This window comes from Allobosea caraganae (genome assembly GCF_003351345.1).
Lineage (GTDB): Bacteria > Pseudomonadota > Alphaproteobacteria > Rhizobiales > Beijerinckiaceae > Allobosea > Allobosea caraganae.
Map to the genome: position 1 here is coordinate 59,113 of NZ_QQTO01000020.1, position 14,846 is coordinate 73,958.

General features: G+C 67.5%; 15 protein-coding genes. 5 read left to right on the top strand and 10 right to left on the bottom strand.

The features are described 5' to 3' along the window. Positions 1 to 6 precede the first annotated feature (6 nt). The 5 genes from DWF00_RS13300 to DWF00_RS13320 form a co-directional block, all read right to left on the bottom strand. Positions 7 to 645 carry a bifunctional 4-hydroxy-2-oxoglutarate aldolase/2-dehydro-3-deoxy-phosphogluconate aldolase gene (locus tag DWF00_RS13300; RefSeq protein WP_114831356.1) on the bottom strand — a complete coding sequence of 213 codons (639 nt, stop codon included), beginning with the start codon at positions 643 to 645 and terminating at the stop codon, positions 7 to 9. A 47-nt stretch (positions 646 to 692) separates the two neighbouring features. Beyond that, positions 693 to 1,571, bottom strand: a complete 879-nt coding sequence (locus DWF00_RS13305; protein WP_114831357.1) for an ABC transporter permease — start codon at positions 1,569 to 1,571, stop codon at positions 693 to 695. Then, positions 1,571 to 2,521 (bottom strand): ABC transporter permease, encoded by a 951-nt coding sequence (locus DWF00_RS13310; RefSeq protein WP_114831358.1) that lies wholly within the window; start codon positions 2,519 to 2,521, stop codon positions 1,571 to 1,573. The genes DWF00_RS13305 and DWF00_RS13310 overlap by 1 nt, the downstream gene beginning before the upstream one ends. A 15-nt stretch (positions 2,522 to 2,536) precedes the next feature. Then, positions 2,537 to 4,105 (bottom strand): ABC transporter substrate-binding protein, encoded by a 1,569-nt coding sequence (locus DWF00_RS13315; RefSeq protein WP_114831359.1) that lies wholly within the window; start codon positions 4,103 to 4,105, stop codon positions 2,537 to 2,539. A 202-nt stretch (positions 4,106 to 4,307) separates the two neighbouring features. Beyond that, complete coding sequence (locus DWF00_RS13320) at positions 4,308 to 5,039, bottom strand: FadR/GntR family transcriptional regulator (RefSeq protein WP_114831360.1); 732 nt, start codon at positions 5,037 to 5,039, stop codon at positions 4,308 to 4,310. A gap of 243 nt (positions 5,040 to 5,282) precedes the next feature. Here DWF00_RS13320 and DWF00_RS13325 point away from each other — a divergent pair, with 243 nt between their 5' ends. Next, the gene (locus DWF00_RS13325; RefSeq protein ID WP_114831361.1) at positions 5,283 to 6,029 is read left to right on the top strand and encodes an SDR family NAD(P)-dependent oxidoreductase; all 747 of its coding nucleotides are present in this window, start codon (positions 5,283 to 5,285) and stop codon (positions 6,027 to 6,029) included. A 197-nt stretch (positions 6,030 to 6,226) separates the two neighbouring features. Further along, entirely contained in the window at positions 6,227 to 7,033 is an 807-nt protein-coding gene (locus DWF00_RS13330; RefSeq protein ID WP_114831362.1) for a Cof-type HAD-IIB family hydrolase, read from the top strand. A gap of 91 nt (positions 7,034 to 7,124) precedes the next feature. On the opposite strand, the gene DWF00_RS13335 is transcribed toward DWF00_RS13330, so the two are convergent. Genes DWF00_RS13335 through DWF00_RS13350 form a run of 4 tightly spaced genes read right to left on the bottom strand, consistent with a single transcriptional unit; the run spans position 7,125 to position 12,044 of the window. Beyond that, positions 7,125 to 8,084: a substrate-binding domain-containing protein gene (locus DWF00_RS13335; protein ID WP_114831363.1), complete on the bottom strand. Its 960-nt coding sequence runs from the start codon at positions 8,082 to 8,084 to the stop codon at positions 7,125 to 7,127. 41 nt (positions 8,085 to 8,125) lie between these two features. Further along, complete coding sequence (locus DWF00_RS13340; protein ID WP_210207921.1) at positions 8,126 to 9,085, bottom strand: ABC transporter permease; 960 nt, start codon at positions 9,083 to 9,085, stop codon at positions 8,126 to 8,128. Next, entirely contained in the window at positions 9,082 to 10,605 is a 1,524-nt protein-coding gene (locus tag DWF00_RS13345) for a sugar ABC transporter ATP-binding protein (RefSeq protein WP_114831364.1), read from the bottom strand. Before DWF00_RS13345 ends, DWF00_RS13340 begins: the two co-directional genes overlap by 4 nt. Continuing rightward, positions 10,605 to 12,044: an aldehyde dehydrogenase family protein gene (locus DWF00_RS13350; protein ID WP_114831365.1), complete on the bottom strand. Its 1,440-nt coding sequence runs from the start codon at positions 12,042 to 12,044 to the stop codon at positions 10,605 to 10,607. The genes DWF00_RS13345 and DWF00_RS13350 overlap by 1 nt, the downstream gene beginning before the upstream one ends. 143 nt (positions 12,045 to 12,187) lie before the next feature. Between DWF00_RS13350 and DWF00_RS13355 the strand changes: the two genes are divergently transcribed. From DWF00_RS13355 to DWF00_RS13365, 3 genes are all read left to right on the top strand, one after another. Continuing rightward, positions 12,188 to 12,976 carry an IclR family transcriptional regulator gene (locus DWF00_RS13355; protein WP_114831366.1) on the top strand — a complete coding sequence of 263 codons (789 nt, stop codon included), beginning with the start codon at positions 12,188 to 12,190 and terminating at the stop codon, positions 12,974 to 12,976. A gap of 180 nt (positions 12,977 to 13,156) precedes the next feature. Continuing rightward, positions 13,157 to 13,651 (top strand): GAF domain-containing protein, encoded by a 495-nt coding sequence (locus DWF00_RS13360; RefSeq protein WP_114831367.1) that lies wholly within the window; start codon positions 13,157 to 13,159, stop codon positions 13,649 to 13,651. 86 nt (positions 13,652 to 13,737) lie between these two features. Next, positions 13,738 to 14,148, top strand: a complete 411-nt coding sequence (locus tag DWF00_RS13365) for a winged helix-turn-helix domain-containing protein (RefSeq protein ID WP_114831422.1) — start codon at positions 13,738 to 13,740, stop codon at positions 14,146 to 14,148. Here the strand turns inward: DWF00_RS13365 and msrA are convergent. Continuing rightward, positions 14,103 to 14,837, bottom strand: coding sequence for a peptide-methionine (S)-S-oxide reductase MsrA (gene msrA / locus DWF00_RS13370; RefSeq protein WP_114831368.1), 735 nt, complete (start codon positions 14,835 to 14,837; stop codon positions 14,103 to 14,105). The genes DWF00_RS13365 and msrA overlap by 46 nt on opposite strands. Positions 14,838 to 14,846: the final 9 nt, after the last annotated feature.

Sequence of the window (14,846 nt, forward strand, 5' to 3'; positions counted from 1 at the left end):
GTCGCGTCAGTCCTTGATCGCGGCGAGCGCTTGCCGTGACAGGCTCTCGACCGCCGCCCAGTCCTCCGCCTCGATCCGGTCTCGCGGCGCCAGGAAGCCGCCGCCGACGGCGAAGACGTTCGGGCAGCCGAGGAAGTCCTTGGCGTTGGCGGCGTTGATGCCGGCCGTCGGGCAGAAGATCAGGTCGGGATAGATCGGCTCGATATGCTTGAACCAGCCGATGCCGCCGACGAACTCGGCCGGGAACAGTTTCAGCTCGTAGAAGCCGGCTTCGCGGGCCCAGAGCGCCTCGCTGGCGGTGCCGATGCCGGGGATGAAGGGCAGGCCGGTCTTGCGCGACGCCTCGAACAGGGACGGGCTGAAGGCCGGGCCGACGCCGAATTTTGCGCCCGCATCGACGGCAGCGTCGAACTGCTCGGGCCGGGTGATGGTGCCGGCGCCGATGATCGCCGGGCTGCCGAGCTTGACCATCCGGCGGATGACCTCGATGGCCGCAGTGGTGCGCAAGGTGACCTCGACCAGGCCGATGCCGGCAGCGACCAGCGCTTCCAGCACCGGTTCGGCATGGTCGGCATTCTCGACATGGATGACCGGGATCAGCGGCGGCTTGCCGGCGGCCAGCGCCTTGAACGGGTAGTGCGACATCTGTCTTCAGCCTTTCACGGGGAGATCTGGGAATTCGGTGCTGCCGGTCACGCGCGGCGCATCCGCCGCTTCGGATCGAGCGTCTCCTGCAGCCCGTCGGCGAACAGCGTCAGGCACAGGATCAGCAGCGCGATCGCGGCGATGGGGAAGAGCGCGCCGTAGAGCGAGCGCGAGAGGTAGAGCAACGCGTTGCTGACCATGGCGCCGAGCGACGGGTCGGGCGGCTGCGTGCCCAGGCCGAGGAAGCTCAGAGAGGCCTCGGCGACGACGGCCTGCGGCGCGGCGATGGCGAATTGCACGATCAGCGGCGGGATGGCGAAGGGCAGGATGTGGCGGATCATGATCCGCGGCGTCGAGGCGCCGATCGAGATCGCAGCCTCGACATGGAGCAGGCTGGTATTGGCGAGCGTGATCGCCCGCGCCACCCGCGCGAAGACCGGCAATTCGCTGAGCCCGATGGCGATGACGATTCCGGTCGGGCCCGGGCCGAGCAGCAGCACCAGCGCCAGCGCGATGAAGATCGCCGGCCAGGCGATCAGGAGATCGAGCACGCGGCCGATGATGGCGTCTGGAACGCCGCGGAAATAGCCGGCGACGACGCCGATGGCCGTGCCGAGCACCCCGGCGAACATCACCGCGGCAAGGCCGGAGACGAGCGATGGCCGCAACCCGTGCAGCAGGCGGCTCAGCAGGTCGCGGCCGAGATGGTCGGTGCCGAGGAGATATTGCGCCGACGGCGGCCGCAGCCGCGCCGCGAGGTGCTGGGCGTTGGGATCGTAGGGCGCGATCCACGGCGCAACGAGCGCGAGCAGGACGATGATACCGACACCGATGGCGCCGATGAGCAGGCGCAGGTCGGGCAGCTTGGCCCGGCTGCGGCGCTGCTGCTTTGACGCGGCCTGATCCTGAAGCTCGGCTTGCGTCATCAGCCACCTGCCGTGCGGATGCGCGGGTCGATCAGGCCGTAGGCGAGGTCGACCAGGAAGGTGCAGAGCAGGAAGACCGTCGCGGTGAAGAGCAGGGCGCCCTGCACCAGCGGATAGTCCAGGCTGGTCACCGCCTCGATGATCAGCCGGCCGAGTCCGGGATAGGAGAACACCGTCTCGGTCACGGTCGCGCCCGCCAGCAGGTTGCCGATCTGCAGCCCGGCAATGGTCACGGTCGGGATCAGCGCGTTGCGCAAGGCGTGGGTGATCACGATCGTCGCCTTGGACAGGCCCTTGGCCTTGGCGGTTACGACATAGTCCTGCTGCATCGCCTCGATCAGCGAGGTCCGGACATAGCGCGCCAGCACGACGACGAAGGGCGTCGCCAGCGTCACCGCCGGCATGATCAGGAAGCGCAGCGTGTCCAGCGCGGTGTTGCTGGAATTGCCGAGGCCCGAGGGCGGCAGCCAGCGCAGCGTCACCGCGAAGACGACGACCAGAAGCGTGCCGAGCGCGAAGCTCGGCAGCGAGAAGGCCAGCGCCGTCAGGGCGGAGATCGCATTGTCGACGAGGTTGCCGCGGTTGAGCGCGGCGGTGATGCCCAGCGCCGTCCCGAAGACGAGGCCGATCAGCGCCGCCAGGCTCGCGAGCTTGAGCGTCTGCGCGAAGGCGTCGGCGATCGTCTCCGAGACGGGCTGGCCGGTCGAGAACGACTTGCCGAAATCGAAGCGCACGGCGTCGCCCAGCCAGATCGCATAGCGCTCCGGCAGGGTCCGGTTGAGGCCCAGCCGGACGCGCTCGATCTCGATCTGCTCGGGCGTCGCCTCGGTGCCCAGCCTGATCAGGGCCGGGTCGCCGGGCGCGTTCTGGATCACGGCGAAGATGACCAAGGATGCCAGGAAGAGCATCAGGATCAACTGGCCGAGCCGCGAGAGGCAATAGTTCAGCATGAGATAGCGAGCCGGCTAGGCTTTTATCGCCGCGTTGCCCATGGCGAGGTTGGCGACGAGGTCGGTCGCGGGACCGGTGACCTTCTGCGACCAGACGAATTTGTGCGAGGAGGTCATGATCGAGATGTTGGCGCAGTCCTCGACCGTGATGCGGTTGAGCTCTTGGTAGATCTTCCTGCGCTTGGCCGGGTCGATCTCGACCGCGCCTTCCTTCAGCAGCGTCTCGATGGTCGGGTTGACGTAGCCGAAGCGCTGGTTGGCGCCGCGATAGAGGCTGTTGGCGCCGAAGAAGATGGCGCTGTCCATCAGGCAGCGGCCGACGACCCAGGGAACGACGTCGCAGGTCTTGTCCTTGCCGGCGCCGAGGTCGCGCCAGCGGCCGTCATCGACGCGCTGGATGCGCAAGGTGACGCCGATCTTGGCGAGGTCGGCCTGCCAGATCTCGGCATAGGTCGCGAGGTTCGGGTTGGCCGCCGGGGTGGGGTAGGTGATCGACAGCTTGTCGACGCCGGCCTCCTCCAGCAGCTTCTTGGCCTTGGCGAGGTCGAAGGCCTGAGCGTCGACCAGCTCGGCGACATAGCCGGTGGCGACCGGATCGTAGAACGGGCTCGCGACCGGCTTCTCGAAGCCGAAATGCGCGGCCTCGGCGAAAGCCTTGCGGTTCATCGAATAGGACAGCGCCTGCCGCACGGCGAGCTTGTCGAACGGCGGCTTCGAGACGTTGACCATCAGCAGCCAAATGCTGTTCGGCACCTGGTCGATGCGGAGGTTCTTGTCCGAGCGCAGGGATTCGAGGTCGGCGTCGTTGCTGCTGAGCACGCCGTTGACCTGGCCGGAGATGACGTTGTTGAGGACGCTGGAGCCTTGCGCATAGAGGTTGAAGCGGAAGGTGCCGACCTTCGGCGTAGCAGGCAGATGGTATTTCGGGTTGGCGACGAAGGTGGCGTAGCGGCCCTGCACGTGCTCGGTCATCCGGAACGGGCCGGTGCCGATCGGCAGGCTGCGCATGAAGATCGTGTCGTCCGGGTTCTCCAGGCGGACGGCGTAGAAGTAGTTCAGCAGGTCGATGCCGTAGGGCACCGGGTTCGAGAAGGTGACGAGCACGGTCGCGGCGTCCGGCGCGGTGATCGACTTGACCGGGGCGAAGACCGCCTTGATCTTCTGCACGCCCTGGTCGCCGGCGAGCGCGGGGTTCGAGAGATAGCCGAACATATCCGCGAAATGCTGCGCGGTCAGCGGCTTGCCGTCATGCCAGGTGACGTTCGGGCGGAGCTTGAACGTGATCGAGGTGCTGTCCGGCGCGATCGTCCAGGATTCGGCGAGGTCGGCGACGAGCTCGCCCTTCGCGTCCTTGTAGACCAGGCGCGAGAACATCTGGTTGGCGGTCGAGAACTGGGTGAAGACCTGCGCCCAGGGATTGAAGGTCGAGAAGGCGCCGGCCTCGCCATATTCGATCGTGCCAGCCGCTTGCGCCATCGCCGCCTTGGGCAGGCTGAGCGAGGCGGCGCCAAACGCTGCGCCGGTGGTTGCGAGCAGGTGGCGGCGCGTCAGGCCGCGCGACGTGATTTCCGTGGTCTCGGACATGGTTTCCTCCTTGGATTGCGCGGACGTTTGCCGTCCGTCGATAGCGTGGCCGTACGCCGCGGGTGCGCCGCTCTCATCTCCAGAGGAGAGCGGCGCGGGCGGTGATGGCCCTATTTCTCATACGATATTACTGATTTGGGAATTTCAGATTGTCAACGCCTCGTGCGTCCACTGCCGGGGTGGAATCGCAGGAGTGACCTAGTCACGGCTCCAGGTCGTGGCCCCGGATCAGCACGACGTCCGAGGTCGCGTTGCCGATCAGGGTGACGGCCGCCGCATGGGCCATGCTCGGCTTGCGCTCGATGATCGCGCGCAGCACGTCGCCATGCTCGATGATGGCGCGCGGCCGGTGGTCGCCCCGCGCCGCGATCTCGAACATCTGCCGCAGGCCGAAGCTGAAGAGCTGGCCGATCGGCCAGAAGAACTCGTTATGGGTGGCGAAATAGATCGAGCGGTGGAAGGCGAGATCGGCCTCGACCCAGCGGGCATTGTCGGCGCCGGCATCGACCATCGCCTGGAAGTCGGACTGGAGCTGAAGGCGGTCCTCATCCGTGGCCGCGACCGCCGCCAGCGCCGCAGCAGCCGGCTCCGTTGCCCGGCGCAGCTCGAACATCTTCTTGAGATAGGTGTCGGTGTCGGTGACCTCGACGCGCCAGCGCAGGATGTCGGGGTCGAGATGGCTCCAGTGCCGGGGATCGCGCACCCGCGTGCCGCGCTTGGGGCTCGAGACCAGCAGGCCCTTGGCGATGAGCGAGCGCAAGGCCTCGCGCATCGCGGTGCGGCTGATGCCGAGCATCTCGCAGAGCTGCGACTCGGGCGGCAGGGTTTCGCCGGCCTTGTAGTCGCCCCTCACGATCGCCACGCCGAGCTGGTCCGCGACGCGGATGTGAAGCTTGAGGCTGGCGGGGGCGAGCGGGCGGGGTGTGGCATCCATTGCGGGCTGGAATCCTCGTTCTCAGTCTTGGAAACGGCCAGGCGGGATAGCCCTGCGAAGGGTGTCGCACGCGACGCCTCGGCTTGACAATGTGAAACATATTGTATGACAAATAGCGATAATGATCGAGTGCGCCCCGCGCCCCGGTGATCGCGATGCTTGCGGCCGCTCTCTGAAGCCTGCTCCTCGCGAGCCCCGGCTTGGGCGATCCCATAAACGAACCCCGAAGGCGAGGAAGACGGCATGTACGACGTGGCAGGAAAAGTCGCGGTGATCACCGGCGGCACGCGCGGGATCGGCCTCGCCATCGCCGAGCAGCTTCTCGCCGCCGGCGGCATCGTGGTGCTCAACGGCCGCAACGCGACGCCGGAGGCGGAAGCGCTGACGGCGCGCTTCGGGCCGGAGCGGGTCGCGGTCGAACTCAGCGACATCTCGCAGCCCGCGGCGGCGACGGCGCTGGTCGCGGCAGCGGCGAAGCGCTTCGGCCGGCTCGACATCCTCGTGCACTCGGCCGGCGGGCCGGTGCCGGGCAAGATCGCCGACCTGACATCCGAAATCTGGATGGACGCCTTCGCCCTGCATGTCCACCCGGTCTTCCACCTGTTCCGGGCGGCGCATCCTCATCTGGCGAAGGAGGGCGGGGCGGTGCTGCTGATCTCCTCCGTCGCCGGCCTGCGTGGCTGCCCGGGCACCGTCGCCTACCAGACCGTCAAGGGCGCGCTGATTCCGCTCGCCAAGGCACTCGCCTTCGACCACGGCCACGAGAACATCCGCGTCAACCTATTGACGCCCGGCATCATTCGCACCCGCTTCCATGCGGCGATGAGCGAACAGGCCAAGGCGCATAACCTCGACAAGCGGATCCCGCTGCGGCGCGAGGGCTCGGTCGAGGACGTCGCCTCCGCCGCGCTGCAAATGATCCAGAACGAGTTCATCACCGGCGAGTACCTGACGGTCGATGGCGGCATGTCGATGCGGGTGACCGGCTAAAGCGATTTCCGATCCCCTTGGATCGTTCAATCGCTTTAGCTTCCTGATCCTTCGCATTTTCTTCACGCGAACCGGTATCCACTTCGCTCGAAAATGCTTCTGGGCACAGCCAGGGGCTGGCGAAAGCGGCGGCGGATGGTATTGCGGATGCTGCCGCTGCGTCCCAATGGCGGCTGCGGCCTGGGGGCAGCCAATCCATGAAGCCGATATCGCTCGTCGTCTCCGATGCAGACGGCACGCTGGTCAACCACGACAAGGGCCTGTCTCCGGCGACACTCGCCGCGGCGCATAAGCTGCGCGAGGCCGGGATCGGGCTCGCGGTGGTGTCGAGCCGGCCGCCACGCGGTATGGTGATGATCGCCGAGGCGCTCGATCTCGAGCTGTTCGGCGGCTTCAACGGCGGGCTGATCGTCGACCGCGCCATGAACGTGGTCGAGCAGAACCTCGTGCCGGAAGCGGCGGCGCGCATCGCGGTTGCCGAGTTCGAGAAGGTCGGCGCCGACATCTGGGTCTTCGCCGACAACCAATGGCTGCTGACCAATCCCGATGGCGCCTACGTGCCGCGCGAGTTCCGCACCGTGCAGTTCGAGCCGACCGTGGTCGCGAGCTTCGAGCCCTATCTCGCGCGCGTCGGCAAGATCGTGGCCTCGTCCAATGATTTCGACATGCTGGCCCGCGCCGAGCAGGACCTGTCGGAGACGCTAGGCGCGCTCGCCTCGGCGCGGCGCTCGCAGCGCTACTATCTCGACGTGACCCATCCGACCGCCGACAAGGGCCACGCGGCGCGCAGCTTCGCCCGGCATTGGGGCGTGCCGATGGAGGAGGTCGCAGTGCTCGGCGACATGGCCAACGACCTGCCGATGTTCGCCGTCGCAGGCCTCGCCATCGCCATGGGCAACGCCACGCCCGAGGTGCAGGCCGAGGCCGACGTGGTGACGGCGACGAATGACGACGATGGCTGGGCCAAGGCGATCGAAGAGATCGTGCTGCCGCGCGGACGTTGAGCTGAAGCGCCACGCAGGACGAGCTTTGGTTGCCCGCGTGGCGCGATCCGGTTGAGTCTGCAGGCCTTGTCCCGGCTCCGGCGGAGCCGGCTCAGAACCTGCTATTCGCGTCGTAATACTTGACGGCATTGTCCTTGGTGATGATCGGCGAGGGCAGGGCGGTGTCCTTCTTCGGCACGCCGCCGGCGATGATCGCCATGGCGCGGTTGAAGCCGGCGCGGCCGATCTGGTCGGAGGAGTTGCGCCCGGTCACGCCGTAATTGCTGTCCTCGCGCATGATCTCCTTGAGCGTGCCCATCTCGCCGTCGACCGAGGCGATGAAGATCTGCTTGCTCTTGCCGGCATCGGCGATCGCCTTCTGCGCGCCCAGGCACATCGAGTCGTTCTCGCAGAACACGGCGTTGAGGTCGGCGTTCTTGGAGAGCAGGTCCTCCATCTGGGTGAAGCCGCCATCGGCGCTCCATTTGCCCCAGCCGGGCGCGACCACCGTCTGGATCTTCGTGCCTTCGAGCTTGGCCTTGACGCCGTCGCTGCGGTTCGAGCCGATCGTGTTGTCGGCCGGCCCGCCGCGGATGATCGCCACCTTGCCCTGGCCGTTGAGCCGCTTGTTGATGTAGTCGCCGACGCCCTCGCCGATGGCGCGGTTGTCGGGCCCGACCCAGGCCGTCCGCTCGCCGCCCTTGAGCTGCCGGTCGACCATCACCACCGGCACCTTCGCCCGGTTGATCGCCTCGAGCGCGGCCGGCGCGGCCTCGATCCAGGCGCCGGAGATGATCAGGGCATCGACCTTCTGGTTGAGCAGGTCGTCGACATCGGCGGTCAGCTTGGCGACGTCGCCCTTGGCGTCGGTGGAGAGGATCTTCACGTTGGGGAAATGCGAGGCCTCGTCCTTCACGGCGGCGTCCATGCCGACGAAATAGGCGCAGCAGAGCGACAGGTTGACCATGCCGATCTTGATGTTCTTGGTGGCTGCGGGCTGGGCGGCTGCGGGCTGGGCCGCCAGCGCCAGTCCGGCAATGGCGGTGGTCGCGAGTAGTTTCGTCAGGTTCATGGTTTCCTCCCTCTGGATGACCCGGCTTTTGCCGGTTGCTTTCACGCTCTTTTGCGCCTGGCGAGCACCGCCGCCAGGATGATCAGCCCCTTGAGTAGCTGCTGGTAATAGGAATCGACGTTGAAGAGGTTGAGCACGTTGTCGACTACGGCGAGGGCCAGCACCCCGCCGAGAACGCCGATGGCCGTGCCGCCGCCGCCGCCCAGAAGGCCGCCGCCGATCACCACCGCCGCGATCGCGTCGAGCTCGTAGCCGGCGCCGACGCTCGGCTGGGCGATGCCGACCCGTGAGCTGAGCAGCACCCCGGCCAGGGCCGCCAGCAGGCCGCAGGCGCCATAGGCCAGGATGAGGTGCCGGCGCACGTCGACGCCCGCCAGCCGGACGGCCTCCTTGTTGACCCCGAGCGCGAAGGCGGCGCGGCCGGAGACCGTATGGTTCAGGTAGAACCAGACGATGGGCACCACGAGCGCGAAGACGATGAAGGTGACCGGCACCGGGCCGATGAAGGCGCCGCCGATCAGCCCGCGGAAGAGCTCGTCCTTCGGATAGAGCGGCGTATCCGAGTAGACATAGGTCAGCCCGCGCAGGCTCCCCATCGTCGCGAGCGTGACGATGAAGGGCTGGAGGTCGAAGCGGGCGATCAGCCAGCCGTTGACGACGCCCAGGCAAAGTCCCATCGCGAGCGCGACGGGGATCGCCAGCGAGAAATGCATGTTCGTTTGCAGGCCGGTCGCGAGCAGGCCTGCCAGCGCCAGCACCGACCCGACCGAGAGGTCGATGCCGCCCGTGCGGATGACGATCAGCATGCCGAGGCTGAGCAAGCCGTTCGTGACGATCTGGCGGGAGACGTTGACGAAGTTGCGCTCGGTGAGGAAGGCATCCGAGGCGGAGGCTGCGAAGGCCACCAGGATCAGGACGGCCAGCCCGAACAGGATGTCGGCGCGGCTGAAGCGCGAGGCGAAGGTGGGCCTGGACCGCGATGTCGAGACGGCTTCGGTCAATGCAGGCGCTCCCCAGAGGCTTGGCCGACCGGGAGGCCGGCGGCATGCGCGAAGACGTCTTCCGGGCGATAGGCGTCCGGCGGCAACTCGGCCGCGATGCGGCCGTTGCGCACGATCAGCAGGCGGTCGGAGAGGCCCAGCACCTCCGGCATCTCGGACGAGATCAGCAGCACCGCCATGCCGCTATCGGCGAGGTCCCGGATCATCCGGTAGATCTGCACCTTGGTCGCGATGTCGACGCCGCGGGTCGGCTCGTCGAAGATGAAGAGCTTGATGCCCTCGACCAGCAGCCATTTGGCGATCACCACCTTCTGCTGGTTGCCGCCGGAGAGCTGGCGCACGGCGCGGGCAGGGTCGCGCGGACGCACAGTGAGGTCGCGGATCTTGTCGTCGACAAGCCGGCGGCGCTCCGCCCCGTCAATGATTCCGTAGCGCGAGAAGCGCGAAAAGCTGGCGAGGCCGGCATTGTCGATGACGCTGCAATCGAGCGCCAGGCCGTCGCCTTTGCGGTCCTCGGTCAGCATGGCGACGCCGCCGCGGACGGCGCGGAGCGGATCGGCGAAGTTCGCCGCGGCTCCGTTCAGCCGAACCTCACCCGCATCAGCGAGGCCCGCTCCGAAGACGACCTTGGCGATCTCGGTGCGGCCGGAGCCGACCAGCCCGAACATGCCGAGGATCTCGCCGGCCCGGACGGCGAAGGAGACGTCCGCAAACGCCCCGGCCTGACTCAGCTTCTCGACCTCAAGCACGATCTCCCCGGTCTGCCGGGTCTTTTCCGGGAAGATGGCGGCGAGCGGCCGGCCGACCATGGCGTGGATCAACCTGTCCTGGTCGAGCTCGGCGATGCTGCCGGCGAGCACGCTCTGGCCATCCTTGAGCACCACGATCTCGTCGGTGATCGCGTAGATCTCCTCCAGCCGGTGCGAGATGTAGAGGATCGTCGTGCCGCCGGCCGCCAGCGCGCGGACCTTGGCGAACAGTTTTTCGGTCTCAGCCCCGGAGAGCACGGCCGTCGGCTCGTCGAGGATAAGGATCCTCGGCTCGGTAACCAGAGCCTTGCCGATCTCGACGATCTGTTGCTGCGCGACGCTCAGCGAGGAGACGAGCGCGGTGGGGTCGATGTCGGGAAAGCCGAAACCGGCGAGCACCTGGCCGGCGATCCGCTCCGCCTTGCGCCAATCGACGATGAAGGACGCCCAGCGCGTCGGCAGGCGGCCGAGCAGGATGTTCTCGGCCACCGAGAGATGCGGCAGCAGGCTGAGCTCCTGGTAGACCGTGCAGATGCCGTGCGCCATCGCGTCGGCCGGGCTGGAGATCCGGGCCGGCCGGCCGTCGAGCAGGATGTCGCCGCTGTCGGGCAGCGTCGCGCCCGCGAGCATCTTCATCAGCGTCGACTTGCCCGCGCCGTTCTCCCCGCACAGGGCCAGCACGCGGCCCGGCTCGACCGCGAAGGAGATGTCGCGGATGGCGGGGTTGCCGTCATAGCTCTTGGCGATGCGGGAGATTGCGAGATGCGGCATCACGCAGCTCCGAAGACTTCATGCAGGAGGAGCGTCTTCTCCTTGCTCATCTCGTGCAGCGTGTCGTGGATGCCCTCGCGGCCATTGCCGCTCGCCTTGTTGCCGCCGAAGGGCAAGGTCTCGACGCGTATCGCCGTGGTGTGGTTGACCACGACCGTGCCGACGTCGAGCGCCTGGTAGGCCCGCATCACCCGCGACAGGTCGCGGGTGAAGATCGCGGCCTGCAAGCCGAACGGGCTGTCATTGGCGAGCGCCAGCGCCTGCTCGAAATCATCATAGGGGATGAGCGGCAGCACCGGGCCGAAGGTCTCGTCGGCAAACGCGGGCGTGCCGGGCACGACTCCGGTGAGGATCGTCGGCTCGAAGAAATTGTCGTGGCGCTTGCCGCCGGAGACGATAATGGCGCCATCAGTGACGGCCTGCCGGACCTGCGCCTCGACCCGCTCGGCGCCACGCCGGTTGATCAGCGGGCCGACATCGGTCGCAGGGTCCATCGGGTCGCCGAGCTTGAGCTGCGCCGTCAGCGCGGCGACGGCCTCTAGCAGCGGCGCATAGAGCGGGCGCTCGACCAGCACGCGCTTGACCGCGCAGCAGATCTGGCCGTTGCCGGAGGTGAAGCGGCCGGCGACCAGCGCCGCCGCCGTTTCCTCGATATCGGCATCGCCGCAGACGATGGTCGCGTCGTTGCCGCCCAGTTCGAGGTGCACCTTCTTCAGCGTCTGCGCGGCGACTTCGAGGATGCGCTTGCCGGCCGCGGTCGAGCCGGTCATGGCGATCATGTCGACGCCCTCGGCGCGCACCAGTGCCTCGCCGACATCGCGTCCGCCGGTCAAGACCTGATGAGCGCCGCGCGGCAGACCGGCCTCCTCAAGGTATCGGCTGATCGCGATGACGGCGAGCGGGCAATCCTCCGGCGTCTTGGTGATCACGGCGTTGCCGGCGGCCACGCCGCCCGCGACCTTGTGACTCCAGAGCTCGACCGGATAGTTGAACGGCACGATGGCGGCGACGACGCCGAGCGGCTGGCGCATCGTGACCGCGAGCGAGCGCTCCCGGCCCGGTATCGAATCCAGCGGCAGCGAGCGCCCGAACACCCGTTTCGCCTCTTCGGCATAGCCGCGGAAGATGCGGGCAGCGACGCCGACCTCGCTCGTCGTCTCGCCGATGCGCTTGCCGTTCTCGCGGCAGAGCAGCCGGCCCAACTCCTGCTGATTGGCCTCGATGCGCCGGGCCACCGCCTCCAATATCTCGTAGCGGCGCCAGGCGGGGAGGGTGGCCATCGCCCGCTTGCCGCGCTGGGCGGCGGCGACGGCGCGAGCGACATCCGCTTCCGTTGCCCGCGGCACGGAGGCGATGCGGTCGTCATTGGCCGGGTTGAGGATGGCATCCTCGCCGCCATCGGACGCGCCGGTCCAATCGCCGTCGATCAGCATGTCCATGATCAGCAATCCTCCCGGCAGGAGCGCTTCGCGCCTCGTTGCCGAAAGGGGTAGTTCAAGAATCGGACAGCGTCAACGAATATTGATCTTGCTGGTCGATATGTATCGCGCTATTCAAATATTGAACAGGAGTGAGCCGGCGAATGGCCGATACGGATTTTGGCGTCAGCCTCGATACGAATGTCAGCGCCACGGCGCTGAAGGCGCTCGGCGTGCTCGACTTCGTCGGGGAACAGCGCCGGCCGGTGACCGTCGCGGAGGTCGCCAGCGCGATCGGCGCCGACCGCGCCACCGCCTACCGCATGCTGATGACGCTGGTTCAGTCGGGCTACGTGCAGAAGGAGGCCGATGCAAAGCACTACCGGCTGACCTTCAAGGTGCTGTCGCTGGCGCGCCAGCTCGTCGGCGAGGACGAGCGCGCGCGCCATATCCTCGCCTGCCTGCGCCGCATCTCGGACGAGACTGGCGAGACGGTGCATTATTCGATGCTGGAGCGCGACGCCGCGGTGCTGGTCTTCCGCGCCAAGGGTAGCCAGCGCGTCGCGGTCGATTTCCAGATCGGCGACCGCTCGCCGCTGCATTGCACCTCGATCGGCAAGGTGCTGCTCGCCTATCATGACAAGCGCCTGACCGAGGCCGTGATCGCGAGCGGCCTGGCCAAGGTCGCGCCGAACACCGTCACCGATCCCGACGAGTTGCGCCGTTCGCTGGTGCGCATCCGCGCCGAGGGCTATGCCTTCGACGATCTCGAATTCGCGCCGGACATGCGCTGCATCGCGCTGCCCGTGTTCGAGAGCGGCGGGGAAGTGCCGGGTGGCATCGCCATTTCGGGCCCCGCCAGCCGCTTCGACCTCGCGAAGCTGGAAGCGCTGCGCGATGTCGCGATGATCCACGCGACCGCTCTGTCGCGGGAGCTCGGCGGCTTGTTCTAGCTGGGATACCCGGCCTTCCGCCAAGGCGGTTCGCCGGAGTGGGGGCATCCCCTGGGTCCGCGCGCGCCGGGATGTTTTGACGTGCGGCACCACCTGAGACCATGGCCCGGATGGCCGCCCCGCTATGTTGATGTTAGAACGGAACCAAGGTTCGCCGGCGGTTTCAGCAAGGGAGCGGCAATGTTTCAGGCGCGTGTGGTCGAGGGTGTCGGCAAGGCCGAGTTCTATCGTGATTTGTCGGCGCAGCTGGTCGCCTTGCTCGATGGCGAGAGCGATCCGATCGCCAACGCCGCCAACACCTCGGCGCTGCTCTTCCAGATGCTGCCGGGGCTCAACTGGGCCGGGTTCTACCTGCTGCGCGGCGAGGAGCTCGTGCTCGGGCCGTTCCAGGGCAAGCCGGCCTGCGTGCGCATTCCGGTCGGGCGCGGCGTCTGCGGAACGGCGGTCGCGCGCGGGCAATCGGTGCTGGTCGAGGACGTTCACGCCTTTCCGGGCCATATCGCCTGCGATGCCGATTCCCGCTCGGAACTCGTCGTGCCGCTGATCCGCGCGGGCAGGGCGCTCGGCGTGATTGATCTCGACAGCCCGATGACCTCGCGCTTCGATGCCGAGGATCAGGCCGGGATCGAGGCGATTGCCGAGATTGTCCTCAGGGCGAGCCCGACGCTCGCCTAAAGCATCGGCCCGAAAAGCGGCGTGCGGTTTTTTGGAAAAAGCCGATGCTGAATCAAAGAGCCAGCGCAGCCGTCACGGATCAGGCCATGCCCTCACTGAGCTTGCGCATCCACCTCGACCCGGAAGGCCGCATCGGCCCCGGCAAGGTCGAGCTGCTGGAGAGGATCGCCGCCTTCGGCTCGATCGCGGCGGCGGGCCGCGCGATGGGCATGTCCTATCGCCGGGCCTGGGAGCTGGTCGAGGAGCTCAACGCGATCTTCGGCAAGCCGGTGGTCGAACGGCAGGTCGGCGGCAAGCAGGGCGGCGGCGCGAAGCTGACCACGCTCGGGCTCGCCCTGATCTCGCGCTACCGCGCGGTCGAGACGGCCGCCGCGGAGGTCGCGAAGGCGCATCTCGCCGCGCTCCAGGTCGAAGTCGACCGCCCCATCGACGAGGCCGCTCCCGATCCCGCTCAGTTCGACGAGGCCCTCGACACCAGCGCCGGCTTGGCGCGGTAGACCTCGGGGAAGATGCGCTTCAGGTTCTCGACCTTGGGCAGGTCGTTGATGACGATGTAGGGATGCGTCGGGTTCTGGGTCAGGAAGTCCTGATGATAGGCCTCGGCCGGGTAGAAGATGCGATCGGGCTCGATCTTGGTGACGATCGCCGCCTCGAAGGCGCGGGCCTGGTTGAGCTGGGCGATATAGGCCTTGGCGATGCGGGCCTGCTCGGCGTCGGCGGGGAAGATCGCCGAGCGGTATTGCGGGCCGATATCCGGGCCCTGGCGGTTGAGCTCGGTCGGATCATGCGCGACCGAGAAGTAGATCTGCAGCAGCCTGGCATAGCTGATCTTGCGCGGGTCGTAGGTGATCTGCACCGCTTCGGCATGGCCGGTGCGGCCGCTGCCGACCTTCTCGTATTCCGCGGTGGCGCGCTCGCCGCCGGCATAGCCGGAGACGGCGTTGCTGACGCCCTCGACATGCTGGAACACACCCTGGACGCCCCAGAAGCAGCCGCCGGCGATGACGGCGACCTGTGGGCCATCGCCTTGCGCGGCCGGCTGGTCGAGCGCGGGCGCGGGAATGACGCGGGCCTCCTCGGCCGCGGAGGGGGAGATCCTGAGCGCGATGCCGGCCAGGGCCAGCAAGGCCGTGGCGACGAGCGCGGGGCGGGCAAACCGCGAAAGGCGTGTGGTCAATGAGGACATGGCTAATCT